The sequence below is a fragment of the Planctopirus sp. SH287 genome, assembly GCF_056500625.1.
Map to the genome: position 1 here is coordinate 2,026,782 of NZ_CM151403.1, position 23,968 is coordinate 2,050,749.

The 23,968-nt window shown below is 59.1% G+C and carries 29 protein-coding genes; 28 read left to right on the forward strand and 1 reads right to left on the reverse strand.

The window, feature by feature from the left end:
* Nucleotides 1–30: 30 nt before the first annotated feature.
* The 11 genes from SH287x_RS07635 (at nt 31) to SH287x_RS07685 (ending at nt 8,295) form a co-directional block, all read left to right on the forward strand.
* Nucleotides 31–282 (forward strand): hypothetical protein, encoded by a 252-nt coding sequence (locus tag SH287x_RS07635; protein ID WP_479518039.1) that lies wholly within the window; start codon nt 31–33, stop codon nt 280–282.
* Between the two features lie 14 nt (nt 283–296).
* Nucleotides 297–941 carry a hypothetical protein gene (locus SH287x_RS07640; protein WP_479518040.1) on the forward strand — a complete coding sequence of 215 codons (645 nt, stop codon included), beginning with the start codon at nt 297–299 and terminating at the stop codon, nt 939–941.
* Between the two features lie 131 nt (nt 942–1,072).
* Nucleotides 1,073–1,945, forward strand: a complete 873-nt coding sequence (locus SH287x_RS07645; protein WP_479518042.1) for an HD domain-containing protein — start codon at nt 1,073–1,075, stop codon at nt 1,943–1,945.
* 159 nt (nt 1,946–2,104) lie between these two features.
* Nucleotides 2,105–2,323, forward strand: coding sequence for a carbon storage regulator (locus SH287x_RS07650; protein WP_479518044.1), 219 nt, complete (start codon nt 2,105–2,107; stop codon nt 2,321–2,323).
* A gap of 32 nt (nt 2,324–2,355) precedes the next feature.
* On the forward strand, nt 2,356–3,384 hold the full coding sequence (locus SH287x_RS07655) for a hypothetical protein (protein ID WP_479518045.1): 1,029 nt from the start codon (nt 2,356–2,358) through the stop codon (nt 3,382–3,384).
* Complete coding sequence (locus SH287x_RS07660; protein ID WP_479518046.1) at nt 3,384–3,671, forward strand: hypothetical protein; 288 nt, start codon at nt 3,384–3,386, stop codon at nt 3,669–3,671. The genes SH287x_RS07655 and SH287x_RS07660 overlap by 1 nt, the downstream gene beginning before the upstream one ends.
* Nucleotides 3,662–4,009 carry a hypothetical protein gene (locus SH287x_RS07665; RefSeq protein ID WP_479518048.1) on the forward strand — a complete coding sequence of 116 codons (348 nt, stop codon included), beginning with the start codon at nt 3,662–3,664 and terminating at the stop codon, nt 4,007–4,009. Before SH287x_RS07660 ends, SH287x_RS07665 begins: the two co-directional genes overlap by 10 nt.
* The gene (locus SH287x_RS07670) at nt 4,006–4,962 is read left to right on the forward strand and encodes a hypothetical protein (protein ID WP_479518049.1); all 957 of its coding nucleotides are present in this window, start codon (nt 4,006–4,008) and stop codon (nt 4,960–4,962) included. The genes SH287x_RS07665 and SH287x_RS07670 overlap by 4 nt, the downstream gene beginning before the upstream one ends.
* A 246-nt stretch (nt 4,963–5,208) precedes the next feature.
* Nucleotides 5,209–5,406: a hypothetical protein gene (locus SH287x_RS07675; protein ID WP_479518050.1), complete on the forward strand. Its 198-nt coding sequence runs from the start codon at nt 5,209–5,211 to the stop codon at nt 5,404–5,406.
* Nucleotides 5,403–6,662, forward strand: a complete 1,260-nt coding sequence (locus SH287x_RS07680; protein ID WP_479518052.1) for a DNA cytosine methyltransferase — start codon at nt 5,403–5,405, stop codon at nt 6,660–6,662. The genes SH287x_RS07675 and SH287x_RS07680 overlap by 4 nt, the downstream gene beginning before the upstream one ends.
* Nucleotides 6,663–6,768: 106 nt before the next feature.
* Nucleotides 6,769–8,295, forward strand: a complete 1,527-nt coding sequence (locus SH287x_RS07685; protein ID WP_479518680.1) for a ParB/RepB/Spo0J family partition protein — start codon at nt 6,769–6,771, stop codon at nt 8,293–8,295.
* A gap of 111 nt (nt 8,296–8,406) precedes the next feature.
* Here SH287x_RS07685 and SH287x_RS07690 read toward each other — a convergent pair whose 3' ends face one another.
* Nucleotides 8,407–9,567, reverse strand: coding sequence for an AlbA family DNA-binding domain-containing protein (locus tag SH287x_RS07690; RefSeq protein ID WP_479518054.1), 1,161 nt, complete (start codon nt 9,565–9,567; stop codon nt 8,407–8,409).
* 224 nt (nt 9,568–9,791) lie between these two features.
* Here SH287x_RS07690 and SH287x_RS07695 point away from each other — a divergent pair, with 224 nt between their 5' ends.
* The 17 genes from SH287x_RS07695 to SH287x_RS07775 all read left to right on the forward strand — a co-directional run bounded on the left by SH287x_RS07695 (nt 9,792) and on the right by SH287x_RS07775 (nt 23,890).
* Nucleotides 9,792–10,487, forward strand: a complete 696-nt coding sequence (locus SH287x_RS07695; protein ID WP_479518055.1) for a hypothetical protein — start codon at nt 9,792–9,794, stop codon at nt 10,485–10,487.
* Complete coding sequence (locus SH287x_RS07700) at nt 10,441–10,767, forward strand: hypothetical protein (RefSeq protein ID WP_479518057.1); 327 nt, start codon at nt 10,441–10,443, stop codon at nt 10,765–10,767. Before SH287x_RS07695 ends, SH287x_RS07700 begins: the two co-directional genes overlap by 47 nt.
* On the forward strand, nt 10,764–12,869 hold the full coding sequence (locus tag SH287x_RS07705; RefSeq protein ID WP_479518059.1) for a terminase gpA endonuclease subunit: 2,106 nt from the start codon (nt 10,764–10,766) through the stop codon (nt 12,867–12,869). Before SH287x_RS07700 ends, SH287x_RS07705 begins: the two co-directional genes overlap by 4 nt.
* Before the next feature lie 11 nt (nt 12,870–12,880).
* Nucleotides 12,881–13,189: a hypothetical protein gene (locus SH287x_RS07710; protein WP_479518060.1), complete on the forward strand. Its 309-nt coding sequence runs from the start codon at nt 12,881–12,883 to the stop codon at nt 13,187–13,189.
* 75 nt (nt 13,190–13,264) lie between these two features.
* Nucleotides 13,265–13,477, forward strand: coding sequence for a hypothetical protein (locus SH287x_RS07715; protein ID WP_479518062.1), 213 nt, complete (start codon nt 13,265–13,267; stop codon nt 13,475–13,477).
* Between the two features lie 2 nt (nt 13,478–13,479).
* Entirely contained in the window at nt 13,480–14,955 is a 1,476-nt protein-coding gene (locus SH287x_RS07720) for a phage portal protein (RefSeq protein ID WP_479518064.1), read from the forward strand.
* Complete coding sequence (locus tag SH287x_RS07725) at nt 14,939–16,120, forward strand: hypothetical protein (RefSeq protein WP_479518066.1); 1,182 nt, start codon at nt 14,939–14,941, stop codon at nt 16,118–16,120. Before SH287x_RS07720 ends, SH287x_RS07725 begins: the two co-directional genes overlap by 17 nt.
* Before the next feature lie 114 nt (nt 16,121–16,234).
* On the forward strand, nt 16,235–17,155 hold the full coding sequence (locus SH287x_RS07730; RefSeq protein ID WP_479518068.1) for a major capsid protein: 921 nt from the start codon (nt 16,235–16,237) through the stop codon (nt 17,153–17,155).
* A 101-nt stretch (nt 17,156–17,256) separates the two neighbouring features.
* Nucleotides 17,257–17,661 (forward strand): hypothetical protein, encoded by a 405-nt coding sequence (locus SH287x_RS07735; RefSeq protein WP_479518070.1) that lies wholly within the window; start codon nt 17,257–17,259, stop codon nt 17,659–17,661.
* Between the two features lie 107 nt (nt 17,662–17,768).
* Nucleotides 17,769–18,695 carry a hypothetical protein gene (locus SH287x_RS07740; protein WP_479518072.1) on the forward strand — a complete coding sequence of 309 codons (927 nt, stop codon included), beginning with the start codon at nt 17,769–17,771 and terminating at the stop codon, nt 18,693–18,695.
* Between the two features lie 129 nt (nt 18,696–18,824).
* Complete coding sequence (locus SH287x_RS07745; protein ID WP_479518074.1) at nt 18,825–19,844, forward strand: hypothetical protein; 1,020 nt, start codon at nt 18,825–18,827, stop codon at nt 19,842–19,844.
* 6 nt (nt 19,845–19,850) lie between these two features.
* Nucleotides 19,851–20,525 (forward strand): hypothetical protein, encoded by a 675-nt coding sequence (locus SH287x_RS07750; RefSeq protein WP_479518076.1) that lies wholly within the window; start codon nt 19,851–19,853, stop codon nt 20,523–20,525.
* 68 nt (nt 20,526–20,593) lie between these two features.
* Nucleotides 20,594–20,974, forward strand: coding sequence for a hypothetical protein (locus SH287x_RS07755; RefSeq protein ID WP_479518078.1), 381 nt, complete (start codon nt 20,594–20,596; stop codon nt 20,972–20,974).
* Nucleotides 20,971–21,936: a hypothetical protein gene (locus SH287x_RS07760; protein WP_479518080.1), complete on the forward strand. Its 966-nt coding sequence runs from the start codon at nt 20,971–20,973 to the stop codon at nt 21,934–21,936. Before SH287x_RS07755 ends, SH287x_RS07760 begins: the two co-directional genes overlap by 4 nt.
* Before the next feature lie 101 nt (nt 21,937–22,037).
* On the forward strand, nt 22,038–23,000 hold the full coding sequence (locus SH287x_RS07765) for a phage tail tube protein (protein WP_479518081.1): 963 nt from the start codon (nt 22,038–22,040) through the stop codon (nt 22,998–23,000).
* A 2-nt stretch (nt 23,001–23,002) separates the two neighbouring features.
* Nucleotides 23,003–23,440, forward strand: a complete 438-nt coding sequence (locus SH287x_RS07770) for a hypothetical protein (RefSeq protein WP_479518083.1) — start codon at nt 23,003–23,005, stop codon at nt 23,438–23,440.
* A gap of 12 nt (nt 23,441–23,452) precedes the next feature.
* A complete protein-coding gene (locus SH287x_RS07775; protein WP_479518085.1) occupies nt 23,453–23,890 on the forward strand; it encodes a hypothetical protein in 438 nt (145 codons plus the stop codon).
* Nucleotides 23,891–23,968: the final 78 nt, after the last annotated feature.

Sequence of the window (23,968 nt, forward strand, 5' to 3'; positions counted from 1 at the left end):
CCCTCGCGCCGCATCGAGGGGAGGTGTGGCGTGATTCGGCTCAACGAAATGCGGCTATGCCCTGCCTGTGAAGGCAAAGGCCATCTGGAGCGGGTCAATAGCCACGTCCAGCCCTGCCCGGAATGTGAGTCCATCGGGGCGTTCGATGTCCCGCCCGGCCCCTGCCCGTTTCCCCCGGGGTCACGGCAGAAAGTCTCCACGCTTGCCTTTCGCCTCCGTCACGGGATGCCGCTGTGGCATCCCGCCGACGCCACCCACGAACACGCCATCGAAGCCAATTGATCAAGGAACCGACCATGGAAGAAATGTACGGACGTTCGGCCAGCAAATTCCCCTATGGCGAACGCCTGCGAGCGGAAGAAATCGCCCAGATCATGGCGCGTTACGAGGCAGACGTTCTTCGCCCGCCGGTGTCGCTGGGACGGATCCAGACAGATTATCTGGGACTGTTGGCCATCATCGGCCATCTGGCCTGTGGTGCCCGTGTGATGATGGCCGATGGCCTGCCACTCAACAATTTCGTGCAGATGACCATGATCGAGCTGAGGGGAATGCTGCCCGAAGATCTGAAAATCGTGGCGGACTACAACACGGCGGGGATGACTGTGGGCGGCGGATTCATCCTGCCTGACTGCGATGAAAAGGACGAGAAAGACCTTGAGCACATGAACCGCACCTGGTGTGCCCTGCTGGGGCTGTCGCATCTGCTGGACAAGGGATTGGAGCAGCACGGCCCCATTCCCTTGTCACATCAGACAGCCGAACAAAAAACACTCGTCATACAAATGGGCCTGATGCAAACGCTGATGTGGGTGACGGGTTCCAATGGGTTCACCGATCGCCTCAAAACCTCATTGCTCTTTAGCAAACTTCTTGATGAAGCGGCGGAAGTCGGCATTCCTATCGTCGAAGAACTCAACGCCCGCGAAAAGGCCGCTTAACCCGAACAAGTCTGGGGGACGGGTCGCAGCAGAAGCTGGCCCGCCTCTGCGATGCCTGCTGTGTGCTGGCATCACGCGACCCGTCCCCGGCTTGTCTTCTCTGTCAGCAACCACCCTGAATGGGATTGATCATGACCAACGAAACCGAAAGTGCCCCAGCCGAAAGTGCCCCAGCCGAAAGTGCCCCAGCCGAAAGTGCCCCAGATAGTCCCCTCGAAAGTGGATGGGTCGAAGCCTGGGTGGTTTCGCTCAATCTCAAGAGCTTCACGCCGCAATTGCAGGATGTCCCCGGAGAACTCTTCCGGAAGGCTCAATTTCTCAACAGTGATGTGCTGTGGAGCGAAGCCGAAGTGCTGATCTGCGTCGATGAGCTGACTGCTTATCGACGGGCCAATCGTCTGGCCGCCAGTGGCGGTTCAGGAGGAACGCAAAACATGACTTGGATTCGCACGATTTCTGGCCGTCGGGTCGACTTAAACCCACCCCGGCCCGAGCAGCTTGACCTGTACGATATTTCGCACGCTCTCTCGCAAATCTGCCGCTTCAACGGCCACACCAAACGGCATTATTCCGTGGCGGAACATTCCGTCCTGGTGGCGAAGCTGCTCCCCCCGGAGCTGCAATTGGCCGGACTCTTTCACGATGCCGCGGAAGCTTATCTGGGCGATGTGGTCAGACCCTTGAAGGCGCTCATTCGCGAACTCTACGGCCCGTTGGAAGTCGGTTTTGAGCGGGCGATTGGCGACAAATTCGGGATCGATCCCGCGCTGTTTGAGCATCCCTTGGTGAAAGCGGCCGACTTGCAGGCACTTTCCACGGAATGCCGCTGGCTGCTCCCTTCGTGGCGAGAAAGCGAACTGAAGGAATGGTTCGCGGAAGGAGCCTTGCCAACGCCCAGCCATCAGTTCGACCCCTCGCGCTGGGAGCCAGCCCAGGCCGAAGCCCTCTGGCTCTCCTGCTATCAGATCCTGCGGGCTGGCCAACGCCTCACGCCCGCCGCCTGAGTCCCCCGAGAAAAGCGAAAAAGCAGAAAAGCGAAAAAGCTAATGGCCTTTCTCTTCCCTCTTCTTCTGACTTTTCCGCTTTGTCGCTCCGATTCATATCGGTGATTTCTGGCTTCCCCGCTGTTTTGCTTTGTCGCTTCCCCGCTCAAGGAGTCTCCCATGTTGTGCCTCAAACGAAATCCCGGCCAGACCATCGTGATTAACACGAGCGACGGCCCCATCCGTCTCACAAACATCGGTGCCACCACGCGCATCGGCATCGAGGCCCCACCGGAGGTCAACATCCGTCGCGGGGAACTGGAAGAACTCCCCCGCCTCGCGATTCCTCTCATCGAGGAATTCCCCGATGAGGTGTCGCCAATGAATGCCGCTGCCTGACTGACGACCCCACCGCAAGGAGGCAACGGCGGATGCAACAGATGAATTTTCGGGCCGATCCTGAACCCAATCGGCCCAACAACTGGTTTTTGTGTGATGCCTTACGCGCGTTCGTGAACGCCGATCTGGTGGCGCAGTTAGGGCCGGTCGCCTTTTCGCTGATGGCGTTTCTGCTGGCCAAAGAACATGGCTGGGGTTACAGCCGTTTGCCGCACTACTCGGAGCGACAACTGGCTGAAGCCCTGGGCTACAGTCCCAAAAACCGGACGCCTTTACGCAATGCGGTCGAAGCCTTGCGAAAGGCGGGCTGGCTGGAGCGCATCGCGGGCAACGCCCACCGGGATGGTGACTGGTATCGGGTGGTGTTGCCGCTCTGGGCCAAACCCGACCCGGTTTTCAATGGTTCTTTTTCGGACGTTTTTCAAACCAAAAGCGAACCAAAAGAGAACCTATCGAAGACCGAAAGCGAACCAAAAGAGAACCAACCTATATCCCTACCCCTACCAATCCCTTCCCCACCCCCTTCAGACGTCTGGCGGGAGGTGGAGGGGAAAATGTTTGAATTGGGGATTCAGGAAATCGGGGAGCCGCTGCGGTCGATGCGCGACCAGGGCGTTTCCCCGGAGCTGGCGCTGGGCGTGCTGCGGCACGCCAGCCAGCAAAACCGCTGGGAGCCAGGGAAGATCCGCCGCCGGCTGATCAACCTGCGACCCGGCCAAGACCCCGCCGCGCTCTGGCCCAAACCAGACCGGCAACCTGTGGCCAGCGTGGAACCCAGAACGCGGGCGTCCCTCGACGAGGAACGCCGCCAGCGAGCGGAAAACCATCGCGCACGGGCCGAAAAGTGGACGCAACTGGAGCTGCAATTCGGCGACGAGCTGGAGCAGTGCCAGACGCTGGAAGAACTGCTGCGGAGGATCGGCGGCCACGCCCTGGCCTCTCAACTCCGCCAGACCCGCCCGGACGCTTGGAAGCGCCGGGCCGGGCAGGAAATCACCTTTGAGCGTGGGATCGCTCTGGAAGCGTGGGCTTCCGCCCACGAGAAAGCCGGGTGCAACTGATGTGTGATTCGCCGCCCCAACTCTTCGCCGATGAAACCGTCACACCCAAAGCCCAGCGGAATCGGAAGGGGCCTTGTGTCCCGGCTCCCCTGGGAAGTGGCCCGGCGGGTGCCACCTGCCGGACGTGCCAGCATTACTGCCGGGAGCGCCACAACGATTACGTCTATCTGAAATGCGGCCGCATGCGTCACGAGTGGACGAATGGGGCCGGCACCGACATCCGGGCCGGTTGGCCCGCCTGCCGCGATTACGAACCCAAAACCTTCAAGGAAACATCATGTCCGTGAACGAAGTGAACTTCGATCTTTCGACAATGGCCGAACTTGACGATGGCCGGATTAATAAACTGATGAATTACCACGTCAAAAAAGTCTCAGACGACTGCAAACATCGTCCCTTCGATAAAACAGTCCGCAAGGTGACATTAGAAGTCATTTGCAAGCCCGTCCTAACCAATGACGGGTTCCTCAAAGAAGTGGGCGTTGAGCTGGAAGTGAAGAGCAAAACTCCTGTGCATCGCTCAGAACGGTATGCGATGCGAGTCACCGATCGGGGGCTGGTTTTCAATCAGGACTTCCCGACGACTCTTGACCAGGCCGCCCTGCCGTTCGGCGATGAGGAGTGAGTTTCGCCGAATTTGTCGACGAAACCCTGCGATCCATTGCGGCCCGTTTCAGCATCACACCCGACTTCATTGCCCCCATTCAATTTCCGATCGATCCAAAACAGGAAGGATTTTCCACCATGAATGTGCGTGACCCCGAGACTCTCGAACTGATTCATAAGACCGCCCAGGCCGCAGCTGGTGCGATAAACAAAGTTGTCGTGATCGAACTGCCCGGGGAGCCGGACGGCGTCTATGGAATCGCGAAGGCGGACGGCAGTTTTGAGAGAGTCACCGCTGAACCCCCTGCCCGAAACCACACGATTCTTGCTGTTGACCAGGTACCATTAATGGTGAATCACTTCACCGAATGTGTGAGTGCCGGTGTGACGGCTTCTGTCTCCGTCTGGTATTCTCCCGAGACCATCACTGTTCTGGCAGATGACTCGAAGCTGAAAGGCGATCTGCGACCCCGTGCCACGCTGAAAATGAAGAAAACTCCAGTCTGGTTGCTGCTCAATCGACTGGCCTCCGAAGATGTGTGGATGGATCAAAAAGCTTTCGTTTCCATGATCAGGCTGAAGCTAGGCGATTGTATTGGCCAGCTGGACACGAGCTTGATACCTACATTGCGAAAGCTGAAGTTCAGCAGCGCCGTCCAGCAGCGAGGCGATATCAATCATGGGCGGGTCTCGATCGGTACGGACATTGACGAAAGCGTGATCAGCACGGCAACTGAAAACGGTGCCATCCCAGAAACCGTGACGCTCAATGTGCTGATCTTCGATGACCCTTCGCTGCTGGTAAGGCAAGAAGTGAAGTGTGCCATCGAGATCGACGCGACCAGACAAGCCCTGGCCCTGGTGCCGCTCGCTGGTGAACTCACAAGGGCGATGGATAACCAGATGGCGAAACTGGCGGAGCTGCTCGCCGAGCAGGTGGATCCAGCTCCGATTTTCTACGGCCAGCCGTGAACCGGAAGCGGTACCACGCGGCGAGCATCCTGAAGATTTCAACGATGTTCGCCGCGTTCTCGCCGATATTTCGTGCCAAATCCGCACAGCGGGGCTGCCCCGAGAGATCCAGAACACAGCCAGCAGATTCGCATGCCAGTTTGACAAACAATTCCCAACACATACTTCACCCTCCTTGTGAAATGAGTCCACGCGATATGCGAGGCCCTCAAAAAGCCGGGAGTGCGTTGCGCTACGGATGAGAAAATGGATGAATTTCGAGCCGGGCAAAGGGTGGTTGTGATTGCCGGAATCTGTTCCGGGCGAAGGGGTTCTGTCGTGAAGCTGAGCCGCAACACACGTGCTGCTACGGTGCGCCTCGATCGCTCCATCGAAGAAAAATCAGTGCGGGCCAAAGCCATAGAAGTGCGGGTCTATCCCGAAGACTGCAAGGGGATCGAATGACGGCTTACTACAACGAAAACGACCGACGGGCGGCCGCCTGGCTGCGGGAGCTGATCAAGGCCAAAGCCATCGCCCCCGGTGAAGTCGATGAGAGATCAATTGAAGACGTGAAGGAACACGAACTTGCCGGTTACAAGCAGTGCCATTTCTTCGCCGGGATCGGCGGGTGGTCATACGCCTTGCGGCTCGCCGGGTGGCCCGATCATCGCCCTGTCTGGACGGCCTCCTGCCCTTGCCAGCCTTTCAGCAACGCCGGAAAACAACTGGGAGTCAAAGACCCGCGCCATCTATGGCCGGTGCTACGACGTCTGGTTGGCCGGTGCCGCCCTGCAATCGTCTTTGGCGAGCAGGTTGCGTCAAAGGATGGGCGCGAATGGCTCTCTGGAGTACGCGCTAACCTGGCGCGACTGGGATATGCCTTTGGGGCCGCCGATCTGTGCGCTGCGGGCGTGCCGACACCCTCAGTCACAGTCCAGGAAATGTGGGAAGCTGAAGGTCAAACTGACCCTGAGTTCGTCACGCATCATCGAACCCTCGGGCCTCCCCATATCCGTCAGCGATTGTGGTGGGTGGCCGACGACATCAGCCACGGATGGCGAGCGGGGCGGCGTGGTGACCGAGGGCATGACGGGAGCCTCATTGCCCCAGGTGGCTGCTTTCGCGGGATGGGTGACTCCTCGCGCGGCGGATGGGAGCCATGGAGCAGTGACCAGCACGGCGACGACCAGGCGGCGGTGTGCTGCCGGGGAAGCCAATCTGGCAGAACAGGCAGTGACATTTGCGGGCTGGCCGACTCCGATGGCCGGAACACCAGAAAAGGAGAAAACGAACGCTGCTGGCAACACAGACAGCAGTCGACGGACAGCCATGCTGGCGGGTTGGGCGACGCCCAAAGCCAGCGACGGCGAAGGCGGGCCGGAATCATCACAGCAGAAAAAGAACCGAGCGGCAGGGGGCTTGGATCTTCCATCTTTGGCCGTTCTGGCGGGTTGGGCGACGCCAACCGTTCAGGATGCGTCGAACAATGCCGGGCCAAGCCAGTTTCGGCGCAACTCACTCCCTCTCAACTGCGAAGTGACGCTTGGAGTTCCTTCGACCTCCTGCCATGCACCGACGGGAAGTCGCGGCGCATTGAACCCGGATCATTCCCGTTGGCTCATGGGGTATCCGGCCGTGTGGGCCTCCTGCGGGGCTACGGCAATGCAATCTGCCCGGAACTCGCCGCGGAGTTCATCACCGCGTATCTCGAAAGTTGATCCAACTCTCCCCTCCCCCGTTTCACTAAAGGATGCCAATATGGCCACAAAAACCAAGACGAAAGCCGCTAAGCCGAAGAAGACTCCGAAGCCAGCCATGCCCATCATGCAGCAGTTCGAGGTGAAAGCCACGGTCAATGTCGAGCTGGAGAGTTTGCAGGATTCTCCCTGGCAGACTCGATCCGCTCCCTCAGAGGCGTGGCTCAATGAACTGGCTGAGGAACTCAAAAAAAGGCAGACGACGCCCTGTCTTGTGCGGGTGTTGCAAGATGGATCGTTGCAGCTCATCGCCGGTCACACTCGCAAGCGGGCCGCCGAACGGGCCGGGCTGCCGACGCTGCGGTGCGAGATCATCCAATGCGACGACGAAACCGCTGAAGAGCTGGTACTCATCGAAAACGCCAAGCGGCGGGAGTTGTCGCCTCTGGAAAAAGGCCGGGCGATGGCGAACCTCGTGGAGCGGTACAATAAGTCGGGGAAGTCTCAGCGGGAATTAGCCGCCGACTTGGGAATCAGCCAGAGCGAAGTTTCGTCACTCGCCCGCTTGACTGAACTGCCTCCCCGGATTGCCGAATTGGTCGATAAGGGGAGCCTCAATAAGAGCGCAGCCGAGAAGCTAATCCCCTTTGCGCGGTATGAAGTAATCGCCGAGAAAGTCCTGCGGGAGTGGCAATGCTACGCTTCTTCATTGCAGGCCGACGAGTTCAGCGGCGACATTGACCATATCATCAAGCAGTCCGTCAAAGAGGCGGGCTTGCCGATTGGCCTGGGGCTGTCAGCGAATGGCGTTGTAGTGAAATTCGAGCCAACCAAAGAGCAGCTCGCGGCGCTCGAGGTGGTGACGTTGCCCGATGGCACCACGTGGGCCATGAACACCTCACTTTGGACGGAGCTGCAAACCGCTGCCATCGCGACCGAAAAGGCCAGCCAGGCGAGCGATGATGAGAGTGAAGAAGCGGCCGCGAAGACTGCCCTGACCCCGGAAGAAGCGGTCGCCAAAGAAAAGCAGCAGGCGGAATTGCTGGCCGGAAAAATCGGCATGTGGAAGGCCCGTATTCAGCGGGATCTGCTCCAGGAATGGATTGCCTCAGAAGCCACCCATCGGGAGTTGATGGCTTTCTGGACGTGGTTTGTGTTCGAGTTGACCGACTGGCAGGACATTGCCGATTTTCGAGAGTATATGTTTCGGGAATTCAAGGAAAATGAAGTGACCGGCAGCGGGAAATGGGAGCGGCAGGAGTTGTCGTGGCATGTGTGTGACTGCCTGACGACTCTGGGATGGGATGAACAAAGCGAACTGGTCAGCAAATGCCTTTATCGGCTGATTGCCGCCTCAGAAATCAAGCCGGATAAGGCGGTGTCCCCTGTGCTGATTGATGGCCTGTGGGGGCTGAGCGGCAAGGATTTCGTCCAGATTGTCTGGTCAGCAGACTACCTGGACGATATTGAAGATTTTTTCGGCCTGCACACGACAGCCCAATTGAAGACGCTCCAGAAGGAAATGAAGCTGCTGGACGGGAGCGGATCAAAGAGCGAGATCATCGACCACCTGATGGCTCACTTCACGGAATCGACGTGCCCGAAATCGATCGTCAAAGCAACGGCAGTCGGAGTACCGGCCCGGATGTGGTGAGGAATCAAGGTGAGGTGTGCTCTGGAATTCGGTCCGACGCTTGCCAAACGGCGGCATTGACATAAAGGCCGCCGTTTCGTTTGTTCGGTGCAGTTCCGGAGAGGTGCAAAGTTAATCTGGTACATAAAAATCAAACTGGGATAAATGGGGTGCATGTTGCTTTCCAATTGCACCGTAAAGCTCCTTGAGGAAACTGTCAGCGATTCCATTAATCGACTCTCGATTGGCGTCTGAGACATCAATTTCAGGGAAAAGAACTGTATTGCGATCAAAAAATGAAGGTCCTTCCCCAATAATAGTGCTACTTGAAACGCCATGGAGCGAGACAAACATCCATAGGCGAGATTGGATTCCCAAGCGTCGCAGCCTTTCTACACAGGCCGGTGTATACTTTATTAGATCAAGTATTTCTTTGGGGTGTATGTAATCCATGTGAGCGCCTTGTTTCTTCACTGCATCGCCTGCCGAAAATTCGATCACACCGTGTTTGTAGATCTGGACTCTGCAATCTTTGGGGTGGATTTGTTTCCTGGAAATTCCATCGATATTGCGTTTCCAATCATATCCGGCCTCTAAGATGTGCAAATTCTGGAATTCAGCATTCATCTCATCAGATGTAAGGCGATGCGAACTGAGATCCGTGTCCTCCGGGATGATGTGTATATGAAATGTTCCGTTGCCACCTGCTGAGGAAGGTTCGTGTGAGGTCGGTTCGCCTGTGGCGCGCCGGTAACGAAAATCTTTGATTTGTTGGTTCATCATTTCACTTGCTCTGAACAAGGATCGAAGTTCGAGTGTTCTCATTTGAATGGTCTGAGTACCCACTCTTCTTGGAAAGGACATTTTGTCATCCGCATAAGCAATTCGATGAGGAGCATTCACGCTTTTGAATACTCGTAAAATCACCGCGTCCAGCGATATGGTAAGTTGAATCCGCTTAAGTTTGATCGCCAGTGGCGGGTCAATTCTTCGAAGGAGGCCATTGATCTGCCGTTCAAGATTGTCCTCGTCGTCGATTTGAGCGATCCCGGTCAGTTCACCTGCTATTCCACTTACCAATTCAGCAATGCCGAAGATGATGTGGCCACCTTCAGAATTGGCCATTGCTGCGACATCCTTAAGGAGTTCCAAAACCTGATCTTCCTTTCGAAGCCCTTTGCCGAGGGCGTAGAACTCTTGTTTGAAGTCAAGAGTTTGTGACTCGGGTGTGCTGTTGTCGACCAATGCCTGGAGGTCGGCTTCGGTGACTTTGGAAAGGTCTGTGAATTGCATCGTCGTTGAGATTCCAGTTCAGTTAGAGTCGCCGTGTTTGAGAAAGCTTAGCGGCGGTAGCAGCCGCTCGCCTATTGGTGGTTTCACTGTCTCGGGTGGATGTAAGAATGGTGGATGAATTTCTGAAAGGTACTTCCCAGCCAATCGTCCCTTCCCTTTTACATCCGGCCCGGGAGAGTACACACACTTTCTTGCCCACCAATTTGGTAGACAGGGGATCGCGCATGCTGCCAAATGATTCCACGCGGAATCAACTTCCGCTGTCCGCAAACCCGCTCCTTTCGGCGCATGCCGTGAAGTCCGTCGACGTCGCGGACATCGCCGCGCCCACTGTTTACCGGCGGCCACTGGCTGCGGCCAAGCGGGATCTGCGCGACCTACGCCGCAAGCAGACGGCCAGCCAGGCCATCGCCGGACTTGACCACGAACACGAAATCTACGGGTTCACCAAGGGCCAGTTCGGGTTGCTCCAATTACTGGAAGCCATCCTCGATCACACTGGCCCCGCTCACGTTTTTCTCTCGACGTGGACCGCCGCCCGGCACGAAATTCAAACTCTTGATCGGCATGTCAAAGCCGGTCGGCTCTTGTCTATGCGGTGGCTAATCGACTTCTCTTTTGCGCGGCGTGACCCCGAAGCGGCTCACCAGATCCGCCAGACGTTCGGGCTGGACTCCATCCGTGTGGCTCTGAATCACTGCAAATTTGCTCTGATCGAAGCTCCCGGCTGGGAGCTGTGCCTGCGGACTTCAATGAATCTCAATAAGAACCCCCGCTTTGAAGATTTCACGCTTGCGCATGACCCCCGACTGGCGGTATTCTTGCGGTCGGTCATGACGGACATCTGGACGCGGCAAAAAAGGAGTCTTGCCGATGCCAGCGGAAGAGAGCAGCGGCGATTCTTCTTTGATGAACTTTGATCACGCGGCCCAGGTGGAGCAGGTCGCCAAGTGGATTCTCACTGGTGCCCGAGATCGGGACGTGCTGGAAGCGATCCAATCCAACTGGCCCAACGCAGAAGCCATGGTGCTGGTGGGCGAGGCACTCGACGGTTTTGCCGTGTCAGCCCATCTCTCACGTGATGCCGTCCGCGGCTTCTGCTTTGAAGCAACCCGCGACCTGTACCGCCGCATGACCGAAATCGGCGACTTCGCCGGTGCCTTGCGGGCACTCAAACAGCTCTCGGATCTGACCGCTTGAGCTTCTTCGCCGGCCAGGATGCCACGCCGTCCGCATCTGCCGAAAAGACCAATGAACGGTACGAACGCAAGAAAGCCCGCGAAGGCCAAAGGCAACGCACGCAATCCGCTCAGGCTCGCGACATCGCCCCGGATTTCCCGCCCGTGGCCAACCTCGAGCGCCGCCAGCAAGCCGCCGCTGATCTGCGGTTCTTCTGTGAGACCTACGGCCCCCGCACCTTCCGCCTGAACTGGTCGCCGGATCACATCGACGTCCTGGCCACCATGCAACGCACCGTCCTGGAAGGGGGCTGTTATGCTCTGGCCATGCCCCGCGGCAGTGGCAAAACCTCCCTCGCCCTCTGGCTCTGCCTGTGGGCCATTCTCCACGGCTACGAACATTTCTTCGCTCTGATCGGAGCGACTGAAGTTTCCGCTCGCGACATGCTGGCCGGGATCAAAGACGAGCTGGAAACCAACGAACTCCTGCTGGCCGATTACCCGGAAGTCTGCTATCCCATCGCCCGCCTGGAAGGCGTCCCGCAGCGGCGGCTATTGTTCGACGGCAAGCCGGTGAAGATGCTCTTCACCAAAAACAAGATGATGCTCCCCAATATCCCCGGTAGCGATGCCGCCGGAGCAATCATCGGCGTGGCGGGACTCACTGGCCGGATTCGCGGTCTTCAGCACCGTCTGCCGGATGGCACCAAGATTCGCCCCGGCTTTGTACTGCTGGATGACCCCCAGACCGACAAATCGGCCATCTCGCCCGATCAGAACAACAAGCGGGAAGGTCTGATCACCGGCGCGGTCATGGGTCTGGCGGGGCCAGGGGAATCTCTCTCGGTGGTGATGTGCTGTACGGTCATCGCCCCCAAAGATCTGTCCGACCGCTTTTTGGATCAGACCGCCCATCCCGAATGGCACGGGAAGCGTTGCGCCATGCTCCTGATGCCCAAGCTGGAAGGCGACCAGCTGGAACGCTGGATGGAATACGCCGATCTGCGGGTGCAAGGCTTGCAACTCAACGACGGCGGGTCGCTCTGCAATGGGTTCTATCACCAGCACCGGCAGGTCCTCGAAGCGGGCTTCAAGGCGAGCTGGGAGGAACGCTTCGAGAGGCACGAAGTCTGTGCCATCCAGTCGGCGATGAATCTCTACTTCACCGACAAATACGCCTTCTTCGCCGAATACCAGAACGACCCGGCCGCCGCACAGGAAGACGATAAAGCGCTCTCCCCCGCGCTCATCAAAGAACGCTCCAGTGGCTATGCCCGGTTCATCGTCCCCCCGCAAACCCTGCTCCTCACCATGGGCACCGACGTCCAGGGAGAAGTGTTGTTCTATGTGGTGGTGGCCTGGATGCAAGACTTTTCGGGAGCCGTGATCGATTACGGCTCCTTCCCTGATCAGGATCGGGCTTACTACACCAACGCCGACATCCGCAAGACTTTGTCGCGCAAGTTCAAGGGGGCCGACAAGCTAGGCCGCATCTATCAGGGGTTGGAAGCCCTGATGGCAGCCACCCTTTCCCGCGACTGGAAAAAGCCGGACGGCGAAGTGTTACGCATCGAGCGGGCTTTTGTGGACATGGGCTTCGAGACCGACACCGTCCGGAAGTTCTGCGCAGAGTCCGTCTTCCGGCCCCAGCTCATGCCCTGCAAAGGGAGCGGCAAACCGCTCCGATACGTCAACGACATGAAATATCAGCAGGGGGACGGCTGGAACATTCCCCCGGTCGCCAAGGGCCGGAAAGTGCGGGAATGTTCGTTTGATTCCAATCACTGGATCAAGTTTCATCGCGAACGGCTGGCGGTGCCCGTGGCTTCTAAAGGGGCCGTCACGATTTGGAAAGAACGCCCTTCCCCCCATCAGATGTTCGCCGATCACATTGACTCGGAAATCAAAATCGGCACATTCACCACCACGGCGGGTGAAATTCACGACCGCTACGACCTCCGGCCCGGCCAGAGCGACAACCACTTTGCCGACTGTTTCAAAATGGCCTGCGTGGCCGCAGCCACCACGGGAAAAATCAAACTCCAACTGGCGGGCCAGGAAGCCCTCAAACCGGCATCGGCCCGCAAGAAGCGGGATCCGAGAGCCTATGACCTGCAATGGTGAAGGATCGAACGATGCCAACCCCCACGATTTCCCCTGAAGACAAAAACCCCGAAGAGAAACAACAGCGTGGCCGCCCGAAAGGTGCCCCCAACGTGGCCACCAAAACCACCACGATTCTGTCCCGTTGTGCGAAGTGCGGGAGTACCGAGCGGAGCGTCATCAGTACCAACAGCCAGTCCTACGCCGGGATCGGCCCGGATGGTCAGCCCTATTCCCACATCATCCGCCGTCGGGTGAAGTGCGAAGGCTGTCAGCAGATCCGCATTGACCGCACCTTCGCCCAAAAGGCCGCCATCGAGGGGTCACCGGAAGAAATCTGACAATTTTCAGCCCGGATAATCAGCCGCTGATTATCCGGGCTGGGAATCTGTGAATTGGCCAGCAGAATCCCAGACATGCCAGAACCAGCCCTCACATTTGCCGAAGAGCAGCTTGCCCGAGTCGAAGACTTGATTCGCAAGTCGGGAAGCCTGCAAACCGTCACATGGGATGGGAAGACCATCACTTACCGCGACCTGCTCGCCGAGCGGGATCGTTGGCGGAAAGAGATTGCCCAGCAGCAGGGCAAGCGGTCACGGATTCTGGGGGTTGACCTCAGCGGATTCTGACATTGGCCATCGCTCATTACCTCCCTGCCCCGCTTCGCCGTGCCGGACTGGTCTTTGCCCAGTCACTGGCCGGGGCGTTTGCGTATGACGCCGTGCAGAACAAAGGCCGCCGCCGTCCCGCTGACGGCATTCTCCGCAGCGAAGACGCCGAACTGGCTGTCGAAGACCGCCGCAAGCTGCTCAGTGATACCCGAAACATCCAGCGGAACTTCTCCGCCGTCGCCTGGATGGTGCGCAAACATCTCGATTACACCACCACCTTTACCTTCGATGCCAGGTCAGGCGATGACTACGCCGATGACTGGCTGGAAGATTTTGTCGCCGAGTGGAGCGAGCCGGACAACTTTGATGTTGCCGGGCGGCATGACCTTGATTCGTTTCTTCGCGTGGCGGAAGCCCGCCGGTTGATTGATGGCGATGTGGGCTTGTACAAGCTGCGCTCCGGTCATCTGCAGGCCATCGAAGGCGACCGCATCCGCACGCCGTACAACGGCCTCCCTCTCGAAGTGCCGATTGACAAGGTGATTCATGGCGTCTGGACGAACGACGCGGGCCGCGCCGAAGCCTACGCCATCTGCCGCCGTGCCCGCACTACCGACTGGGGACAAGCGGGACTGGACTTCCAGTTCGAGGCTATGGCCCGTGCCCAGGATCTGCTCCTGTATTCCGGCTTCGATCGCTTCGACCAGACCCGCGGTGTTTCGCAACTTGCCGCCGGACTCAACAGCCTGAAAGACCTGTACGAGGGGTTTGACTACACCCTGTTAAAAATCAAGCTGGCCCAGTTGTTCGGTCTGGTGTTGTATCGCGGTGACCCCCACAGCATCACCCCCGATACCTACGACGCCGAAGGCGCGCAGGATTACAGCAAGCTGAATCTCAACAATCAGCGCGTGCTTGACCTCGATGTGGGTGATCGGGCCGAATTCCTCGAATCGAAGACCCCCGCCGCCGACACGGCCAACTTCTTTCAGCAGATGCTGGCGTTGACCCTCAAAACGGTGGATATCCCTTACTCGTTCTACAACGAGAGTTTTTCAACTTACTCGGGTTCGCGGCAAGCCTTGCTGATGTACGAGCAGTCGGCCAGCAATTCCCGCAAGCTCCCCGTGCGCACCCGGAACCATCTCCTCAAGTGGCGACTGGCCCGCGCTCTGGTCATGGGCGAAGTCCCCGCGCGGGTGAACGTTGAAAGACTGGTCTGGAGCTGGATTCACTCCGGCCTGCCGTGGATCGATCCGCTGAAGGAAGTCGCCGCCGATCTGATGGCCATCAAGGGCCGATTGGCTTCCCGCACGGAGATCTGCCGGGCACGGGGAAAAGACTTTTATTCGATCGTCGACCAGCTCGCCCGCGAAGAACAGTACATGGCCAGACAAGGCGTGGCCGTCGCCGAGATCGACGAAGCCGCCCTGGCCGCAATGAACCAACCCGCCCCCAACGAAGAGGAGGAACCCGCCCATGCCGGTGAAAACTAAGCCACTCACGCCCCCCCGAAAGGCCATGTGCTTTGCCGCGGATCTGACGATTGGCCGCCCGGTGCCCTCGAAACCAGCTGCTCCCTCCAAGAAGGGAGCGTTCGCCGATCCCGCCCTCGATGACGCAGCCAAGAAGGAAGGCCTCTCCGAGGGAGCCGAAGAAAAGCCCGCCGAAGAGGCCGCAAAGGAAGGTCTCGCCGACGGCGAAACTCCCAGCGAAGAAGCCAAGCCCGTCGAAGACGCCCTCACCGATGTGGCGGAAGAACCCGCCAAGGGGAGCGAGTTCGCCACTCCGATCACGGTCAACGCCCGCACCGGCGGCGTGGCCCAGCACTGGTGGTGGGATCGCTGCGTGCACGACTTCGCCGGCATGCGCGTCCCGCCGAAGATCGCCATCGACTATTGCCACAACCCAATGGAGGTGCTTGGCTTCGCCGACAAGGTGACGGCCTCCGATGCCATGCTCGTGATAGCTGGCCAGTTGACACCGTTCGGCGAAGACCGGGCGGCGGAAGTGCTGCACAAGGCAGCCCTGGGCGTTCCGTACCAGGCCTCAATCTTCATGGGCCTGGCCGATTACCGCATCGAGGAAATCTCCGCCGGTCAGACGGCGGATGTGAACGGTCAGACCGTGACCGGGCCGGTGACCATCTTCCGCGAATGGTCGCTCCTGGGCCTGGCGATCTGCCCCTACGGTTCCGACACCGGCACTTCGGTCGCATTGGATGCGGGCGAAGGGGTCACGGAAGACCCCGCCGGGTTGTCGGAAACCGAACCCGCCACGACCGAGGAACCCGCCAAGGAAGGCCTTTCCGACGAGGAACCCACGAAGGAATTCTCGGAAGACGAAAAGCCATCCGGCGAGTTCTACATGAAGACCTTCGGCGAAGAGTGTGGCGCGAAGTATTTCGCCAAGGGGCTTTCGTTCAAACAGGCCGTCACCCAGTTTTCCGCTGACATGAAAACCCAGCAGGCGGCCATGACAGAGAAGCTGAAAAAGGCGGAATTCGTCGCCAATTCGGGCGGCGCTCCGGTCAGTTTCGGAAGTGCCGAACCACCCGAAGGAAAGGGAGGCGTCCCTGCTGCCGCCGCCCAAAAGTTCTCCAACTGTCTCCCGCCAGGACTGGCCAAGATGGCCGCCAATTTTCGCATGCCCGGCTCTTAAAAAGCACGGAAGCGCAAAAGCAGAAAAGCCAATGGCTTCTGACTTCCCGCTTCTTCTGACATCACCGCTTTGTTCCTTTTCCACTTTATCGCTTAACTCTCGAAGGATTCGACCATGCCTGCTGGAATGCTGACTCTCTTGGACATCGCCAAGAAAAACGGATCCGACGCCACCGTCGGACTGATTGAGGAAACCGTCGTCGCCACCCCGGAGCTGGCACTGGGAGCCGCCCGCACCATCAAGGGAATCAATTACAGCGTGCTGGTTCGCACGACTGTGCCCAAAGGGGGCTTCCGTGGTGCGAATGAAGGTTCGGCCCGTCTGAAGAGCGAATACACGAACAAACTCTTCCAAGCCATGATCTTCAATCCGCAGTGGGGAATGGACAAGGCGGTCGCCATGACCGACGAGGACGGCCCCGGCGCCGCGATGGCCCGCGAAGCTCAGGGGGTAATGCTCGGATCGATGATCCATGTCGCCACCCAGTTCTATTACGGCTCCGGGAACGATGTGAAAGGTTTCCCCGGCCTGGAGGCCCAATACGATCTGGCCAACATGACCCTCAGTGCGGGCGGTGCGGGTGGCACCTCGGTCTGGGCGGTCAAGTTCGGCCCGCAATATGTCCAGTGGCTCTGGGCGCAGGACGGCCAGGGACTGGTAGTGACTCCCGAACGCGAACAGACCATCAACGACGCGAACGGGAACCCCTACACCGCCATCCTGCAGGAGATCAACACCCGTGTCGGTCTCCAGCTCGGTTCCCGTCACAGTGCGGCCCGGATCGCCAACCTTGACGGAACCAACGGAAAAACGCTCGACGATGACCGGATGTACGATCTGCTCGCGAAATTCCCCGCCGGGGTGAAGCCCGACATGTTCCTGATGAACACGCGGGCCTTGAACGAGCTGCGGAAAAGCCGGACGGCCACCAACAACACCGGTACGCCTGCCCCCATTCCGACCGAAGTCGGCAACATCCCCATCCAGTTAACCGAGGCTCTGCTCGACACCGAAGCCACTGTCGTCATTCCTTGAAAGCCATAAAAGCGGGGAAGCGAAAAAGCAGAAAAGCTAATGGCTTTTTCCTTCCCTCTTCTTCTGGCTTTTCCGCTCCCCACCCTTATTAAGGTCTTCCCATGCTTCAGACATTACGAGACGCCAGTCTCGAAAAGACATTCGCTCTCCCCAACGGGGCCGCTGCCACCACGTCCGCGGCCTTCAAAGTCAACGAACCCGGCTATGAATTGCGGGCCGATTTTGAAGTGCTGGTCACCGCCCCGGCGTTGGCCGTCGGGCCACTCCCCGATGCTCAGACGGTGGCTTACGCCCTGGAACAATCCGTCGATGAAGCCTTCACCAGCCCGGTGGCTTTGTACGGGACGCTCTTCACCCAGACGGGCGCCGCGGGTGCGGGCGCCGCTGCCAATTCCTACCGCGTGCGTCTGCCGTCCAACGTCCTCGCTTACGTGCGATTGAAAGCCACCAAAACCGGAGCGGCCAACGCCTCCGCCGCTTCAGCCAAAATCAGCTTCGTGTTTTGAACAGCAGAAAAGCCGGGAAGCGAAAAAGCTATGGCCTTTTCCTTCCCTCTTCTTCTGGCTTCTTCGCTGCTTTGCTTTTCTGCTTTTCCACTCAAGGAAGATCCCTCATGGATCGGCTTCTGAAACTGCTGATTGGTCTGGTGGAGAAATCCACCGGAAAAAAGACGTACACGCTGTCCGCACTGCTGGTGGTGCTGGCCGTGTTTGACCTGCTGGGTTTCCTCCCCAGCGAGTCCCGCGAAGCCATTTATGTGGCCACCCTGGCGGGCGTAGCTGCCTCTTTGCGGCTGGCCGTCGGTTCCAAAGGCGTGACTGATCCAGAAACGCCCACAGATCCGCTCAAGCCACTTGAGCCACTGAAGCAACTGGCAAAAAAAGATCCTTTCTCTGTGACGACGTTCGGAGGAAAGATCCTGCCGCTGCTGCTGTGCGCTGCCCTGATCGGCCTGAGTTGCGGTTGCGGATCAGCCCGCCCTGCGGAGATGGCCAAAGTGACCGCCACTCGCGACAGCGTGGGAAACACCCGTTTTGAATGGCTGGTACAATTCGATGCCATCGCTCCTGTGCCAGTCCCCCAGCCACTGCCCACCCCGCCCGGCCCGGCTCCACCCGCTCCACTGAAACCGGATCCTGTGAAGCCCGAGCCAGTCAAACCGGAACCGGTCAGGCCCTTGCCCACGCCACCGGCTCCCCAACCCACACCGATTGATCGCTTTGGGATTCGGGACAAGCTGGTGGCCGCCGCTCAGTCGGTCAGCCCGGCGGAACGGGCCGCCCGCTGCCCTCAATTGGCCGCATCCGCCGAGTCCATTTCCCAACGGATTCGGGGCGGAGAACTGACCACCCCCAATGCCGTGTTGCAATTGATGGTCGACGCCCTGGCCGCTCTCCCGGCGGAATGGCAACCCCTGAAAACCGCTGCCAAGTCCGAAATCCAGCGGGTCTATCTGGCCGGACTCCTGAAGACGATGACCGACTGGGCCGAATTCACCGACACCATTGCCGCCGCCATGAGAGCAGCGGAAAAGACGTAACAGCAGAAAGCGGAAAAGCCAGAAAGCACAAAAGCTCATGGTTTTTCCCGGCCTCTTCTTTCTCTGACTTCTTCTCTTTGTGGCGGCTTCGCTTTTCTACTTTTCCGCTCCATCAAGGATGATCACCCCATGCAATGGAAGCTCTGGATTCGTGTGCTGCTGGCGATCCTGTCGCTCTGCGTGGCCGTCATCGTCATGCCAGCCGGGCCAGCGCCGGCGGCGAACGAGAATCGCGGTCTCCCTGCCGACTTTGCGGCCGTGGACGCCGCTTCCAATGACCTGAATTTCCCCATGCCCTTTGCTGCCGATGGCGATGGGGACATTGAAAAGCACCAGTCGGCCAACGCCCGCCTGTACCGGGCTGCGCTCAAGGTCGAGACACCACGCAAGCCCATCGGTCAACAATGGCTGGCCCAGTTCCAGCAGACGGGAGATTGCGTTTCGCTGGGATTCTGTAACGCCTACAAACTCCGTTTAGCCGTCCAGGTGGCCAACGGTCGCCCGCAGAAGGTGATTGATCCCTTCCCCCCTTATACCTATGGGGCCACCCGTGTTTTGGTGGATGGCCCCAAACTTCCCTGCCGCTCTGCCGGGGCCTACCCGTCTTCTGCCGTCGAAGCCTTCCGAAAGTTCGGTGTGATCACCGAACAGGAAGCCGGAATTCCCTATTCGGGCCGTCTGGCCGATCAATGGGGCTGCGATGGCCCGCCCGCACATCTGGTCGCCCTGGGAAAACAACGCACCGGCGATGCTTACCCGATCCGTTCTGCCGCCGAAGCGGCCGCCGCTCTGGATAATGGTTACCCGATCACACTCGCAACCAGCTGGAAACCCGACGGTGGCCGCCAGCGGGATGACCGCATTGTCTGCCAGCGGCGCGGAAGCTGGCAGCATCAGATGGCCGTCATCGCGTTCGATGGGTCGGTCTCTGACAACCTCGATCGCAAATATTTCCTGGTCTGGAATTCCCACGGCAAAGACGCCCACCCGCAGCCCCTGGACGATGAGCCGCAAGGCTCGTTCTGGGTGACGTGGCGGGAGTTCGATCAGATCTGCCGTTCGTCCACGCTTTACGCGATCAACGACGCCACCGGCTTTCCCGCCGATGACCTCGATTGGTCGCTGTTCGACAAACTCTTCAAGGAGTGATTTTTCATGTGCGGTTACAAATTACTGGCCATCCTCTGGGCCTTCGGGTTCGGTGCCCTTTCTGGCCTGAGCATGTGCCAGCTGAACCATCCCTTCCCGATGTCCAGTCTCTTTTCCGCAGCGGGAGCCGCTCAGCCGTCGGCGCCTACTCTGGTTTCGGCAACAGCAGAGCCTGATTTGCTGGCCATGCTCGAGACGCTCGATGCCGGGCCGCCTGCGGTCGGCTTGACTCCGGCTGCCTGCGCCGAGTGTCTGGAGCTGCTCACCTCCCCGGTGGCGTCCCCCATCACGTCATACCGGGTGGATTTGTCGGCCCTCGACCGTCTGGAACCCTTGGTGCCGTTCCCCGATCCGATTTCCACGCCGGGCATCATTCCGCAGCTCATGTGGAGCGTGCCCCCCTCACCCACAAAGGCCGAACTGCCGCCGCCTGCTGCGATTCCGAAGCTGAAATCGCTCTCACCCGCGGCCCCCGCTCCGGCGCTGCCGCCAAATCCCGTGCCACCCGTTCCGATCAAAGGGCCGCCCCCCAGGCAAACAACCCTTGTTCCATCCGCCGCGCCGCCAGTCCCGCAAACGGTCACCGCCACGATGACCTGCCAGGGGAACCAATGCCGCCCGGTGGCCGTTTATACGGCCCCGAAGCAGAAAAGCGGAAAAGCGAGGAAGCGGAAAAGCTAAGAGTTTTTGCTTTCCCTCTTCCTCTGGCTTCTTGGCTTTTCCGCTTCCCCGCTTTCAGGCTCCCACCCATGGACATGTCCGATTCCATCGCCGCCGCTCTCCACACGATGAAGATCGTGAACGGGGCGACGGTCACTTATCGGCGAGGAAACCAGTCGGTGGAAGTGGTGGCCGTGCGGGGAATGAGCCAGCAGAAAGGCGTCTCGAATGAGGGGCTGGAATTCAACTGGCAAAGCCACGACTGGACATTCCACGCCGACGATCTGGAGCTGTCCGGCGGAGAGATCACGCCCACCCGGGGCGATGAGATTCACGAAACGATCGGCGACAAAACCCGTATCTATGCCGTGATTCACAAAAATCCCGCCGCCCAGCCTTACGCCTTCGAGGATTTTCGCGGGCGTGTCCTCCGGGTTTTCACCATTCACAAGAGCACCCAACCATCATGAGCCGTGCCAACAACCTGATTGATGATCTGGTCGACGCTCTGGAAGCGGCCCATGCGGATGATCTGATTCCCCTGGACGTTCATTCCGGCACGTTCCGGCAGGAAGATCTGCCCAGCCTGGGCGAAGGCCATCTGGTCTTTGTCTCCTGCCGGGAAGTCTCCACCGTCGCCCAGAGTGACGCCGCCGCCTGTGATGCCGGCACGCTGGTGATTCAGTTCGCCAGCACGGTCACCGAAGGCGATGCCATCAGCATTGAAGCGCTGGACGAACTGGCGGAGCAGCTCCGCGACTGGCTGGCGTGGCGACCATTCGACCATGGCCGCTTGCAGGCCGTCACGCAACCCGAGCGGGTCGATCTGGAATTGATCCGGTCACCGGGCGTTTATCTGGCCACCCTGTATGTCGACTTCGAGCAGTTTTACCTGCTCCCGGCCAATCCTTCGCTGCCAGGCATCACGCTCCCCGATCAGTTGCCTTACATGTCCCGCTTACGGGCCGCGGTCTGGAATGCGATTGATGCCTGGGTCTGGCTAGAAGGCTTTGAATGGAGTCGCATCTTCGAGACAGACGCCGACATCGCCGAACTCGCCCTGCGTGGCGGCCCGGCGGTGGAGGAACTCCCGGCTCTGGCGGCCGAATGGCAACCCTTCGGTGTCCGGGAAAACCTGAATCGGCTGGAAGATGTGCCGTTGACGCTGAAGTTTCGCGCGTGGTTGCCGCTCAGCTCGCAAACCTTGGCGGAAGTCCTCAGTGATCAGCTGCTGCGGGCCGTGATTCAGGCTCATCCGGTCGGTTCGACGGTGCCGTTTGTCCGTCAGGTCATCGGCAGTGTTCCCCGACCCATTGGCCCCATCTCGATGGTTCCCGCTGAACTCCCCGGCGCGGCCGGTCAGCTCTGTTTTGAAGTCCAGGTCGCGATTGGCCTGCTGTCCCGTACCGACATTTACCATGCAGGAGCGTGAACAGCAGAAAAGCGAGAAAGCCGAAAAGCTAATGGCCTTTTCTTTCCCTCTTCTTCGCTGTTCCGCTTTGTTTTCTCGCTTAACTCCCAAAGGATTCGACCATGCCAGATCTTCAATTTATCACCGGAAATGAATCGTTCCTTTCACTGGTCGATGAAGTGAGTTGGGGCGATTACCCCGGTTCCCCCACGCTGATTCATGTGCCTGTCGATACTTATGACGTGGAATTCACCCCGGAAGCGCGGAATGCGACACCCTACGCGGGTTCTCGCCAGCGACAACACGGTCGCCGATTCCGCGGCATGCCAACAGGCAATCTCAACACCAACCTGTTTGGCTGGCGGCAGGCGGAAGGGCTGCCCAGTCTGGCCGAGTACCTGCTCACCTGGGGCTTCGGTAGCCCGGAAGCCAAGTTTCGGGCCAGCAAATCCGCCAACTGGTACGAAGGGCTGAACGTCGACAATCAGCGGCATCTGGGCCTTCGCGTTAATCAGGCGACTCTGGCGGGCCAGGAAGGGGGAGCCATCACACTGGCTCTGGCCCTGATGGGTCGCGAGCAGGTGGGGAACGCCACGGTGGGGAACGCCCCTGCGGTGCCATTCGACCGCAAGAAGCTGATTGAATTCGATTTCATTGACACCACCTTGGAACTGGGGGGCGTGGCCGTCCCTTATGGCGGCTTCTCGCTGGTCTCCAGCCGCAACCTGATCACGTCTTATCTCAACAGTCCCGTGCCGCTGTCGATGCCAGCGGGTGACACCGTGGAGACGGTCAGTTTCAGCCCCCCGAAAATCACGAACACCTGGTCAGAGGCCATCCTTGATCTGAACCCGGAAGAACAGGAGGTCGAAGCCGAACTGGTACTCAAAGGCTTGCATATGGGCACCGGCGAAGAGTCCACGGACTGGACGCAAATCACGATCACTCTGCCGCGATTGTTTTTGAGAACCGCCAAGACCGCCCGTCAGCGGGGCATTCTCCAGCAGCCGCTGGAATTCGATGTGTTGAAGCCGCAATCGTCGGGAGTGAACGGCATCACGTTCGCTTACGAAGACGTGGCTTAATCATGCCTGATTTCGACCTCACGGAACTCCCCCAGCAGTTCCGTGAGTCTGAGCAGGAATGGGAACGCATCTTTCAGGAGCTGCTCCGGCCCGTGGAGCAGCTCCTGCTGAAGTTGCAGAAAGAGCGGTTCGACCGGCTTTCGCGCGGAGAAACGGTGGACGGTGACCGCTGGCAACCCGCCAGACAAAGCCGGGGCGTGGTAATCGGGATTCGTTCGCGCAAGCTCCAGACCAGCCTGACCAGTCGGGCCACTCTCCGGGGCCGCCGCCTGCAAGTGAAATTGTCCTATCAGGCCCAGTACGCCGCCGCATTTAACAAGCTGCGAAAGCTCCTGCCCGAAAAGATCCCGCCCGCCTGGGCCGCACAAATCAACGCTTTACTGGAAACCCAGCTCGCAAAGTTTGAAGACGTTCTTCGGCAACGCGGGCTGATTGATTAAAGGACTTGTTTCATGTTCTGCTTCTCAATCAACCCGGCACCGCTGCGGGTGCTGCTGACCCTGGCCACTGGTCAACTCACGCTCCTGATGCGTCAGCCGACGTTCGGCGAACAGATGGCTGATGATCAGCTCTGTACCCGGGCATTCAGCGGCAAGGACGATAGCGGCGAAGCCTATGCCCGCTTGATCCTCTCTCGCCTTAATCTGGTCACCGGCTGGGAAGATGTTGTCAATTCAGATCAAAAGCCGGTGCCTTTCTCCCGCACGAATCTGGAACTGCTGCTGGCCCATCATCGCGACGCAGCGGCCCCCTTCATTAAGGCAACCGCTGACCTGATGCGGGGCGTCGATCCGGGGGAGTCAGTCGGCACGTCCGTCAATGCCTCAAAGGACGTGCCCGCAGCGAACACATTGACCACTTCGCCGACGTGCTCCGAACAGCCCGCCTGAGAAAGCGGTTGCGGTTGACACTGTCGGATCTGGAGCAGCTGCCCGCTGAGCGGGTGGAGTATTGGCTGCTGGCGTTGG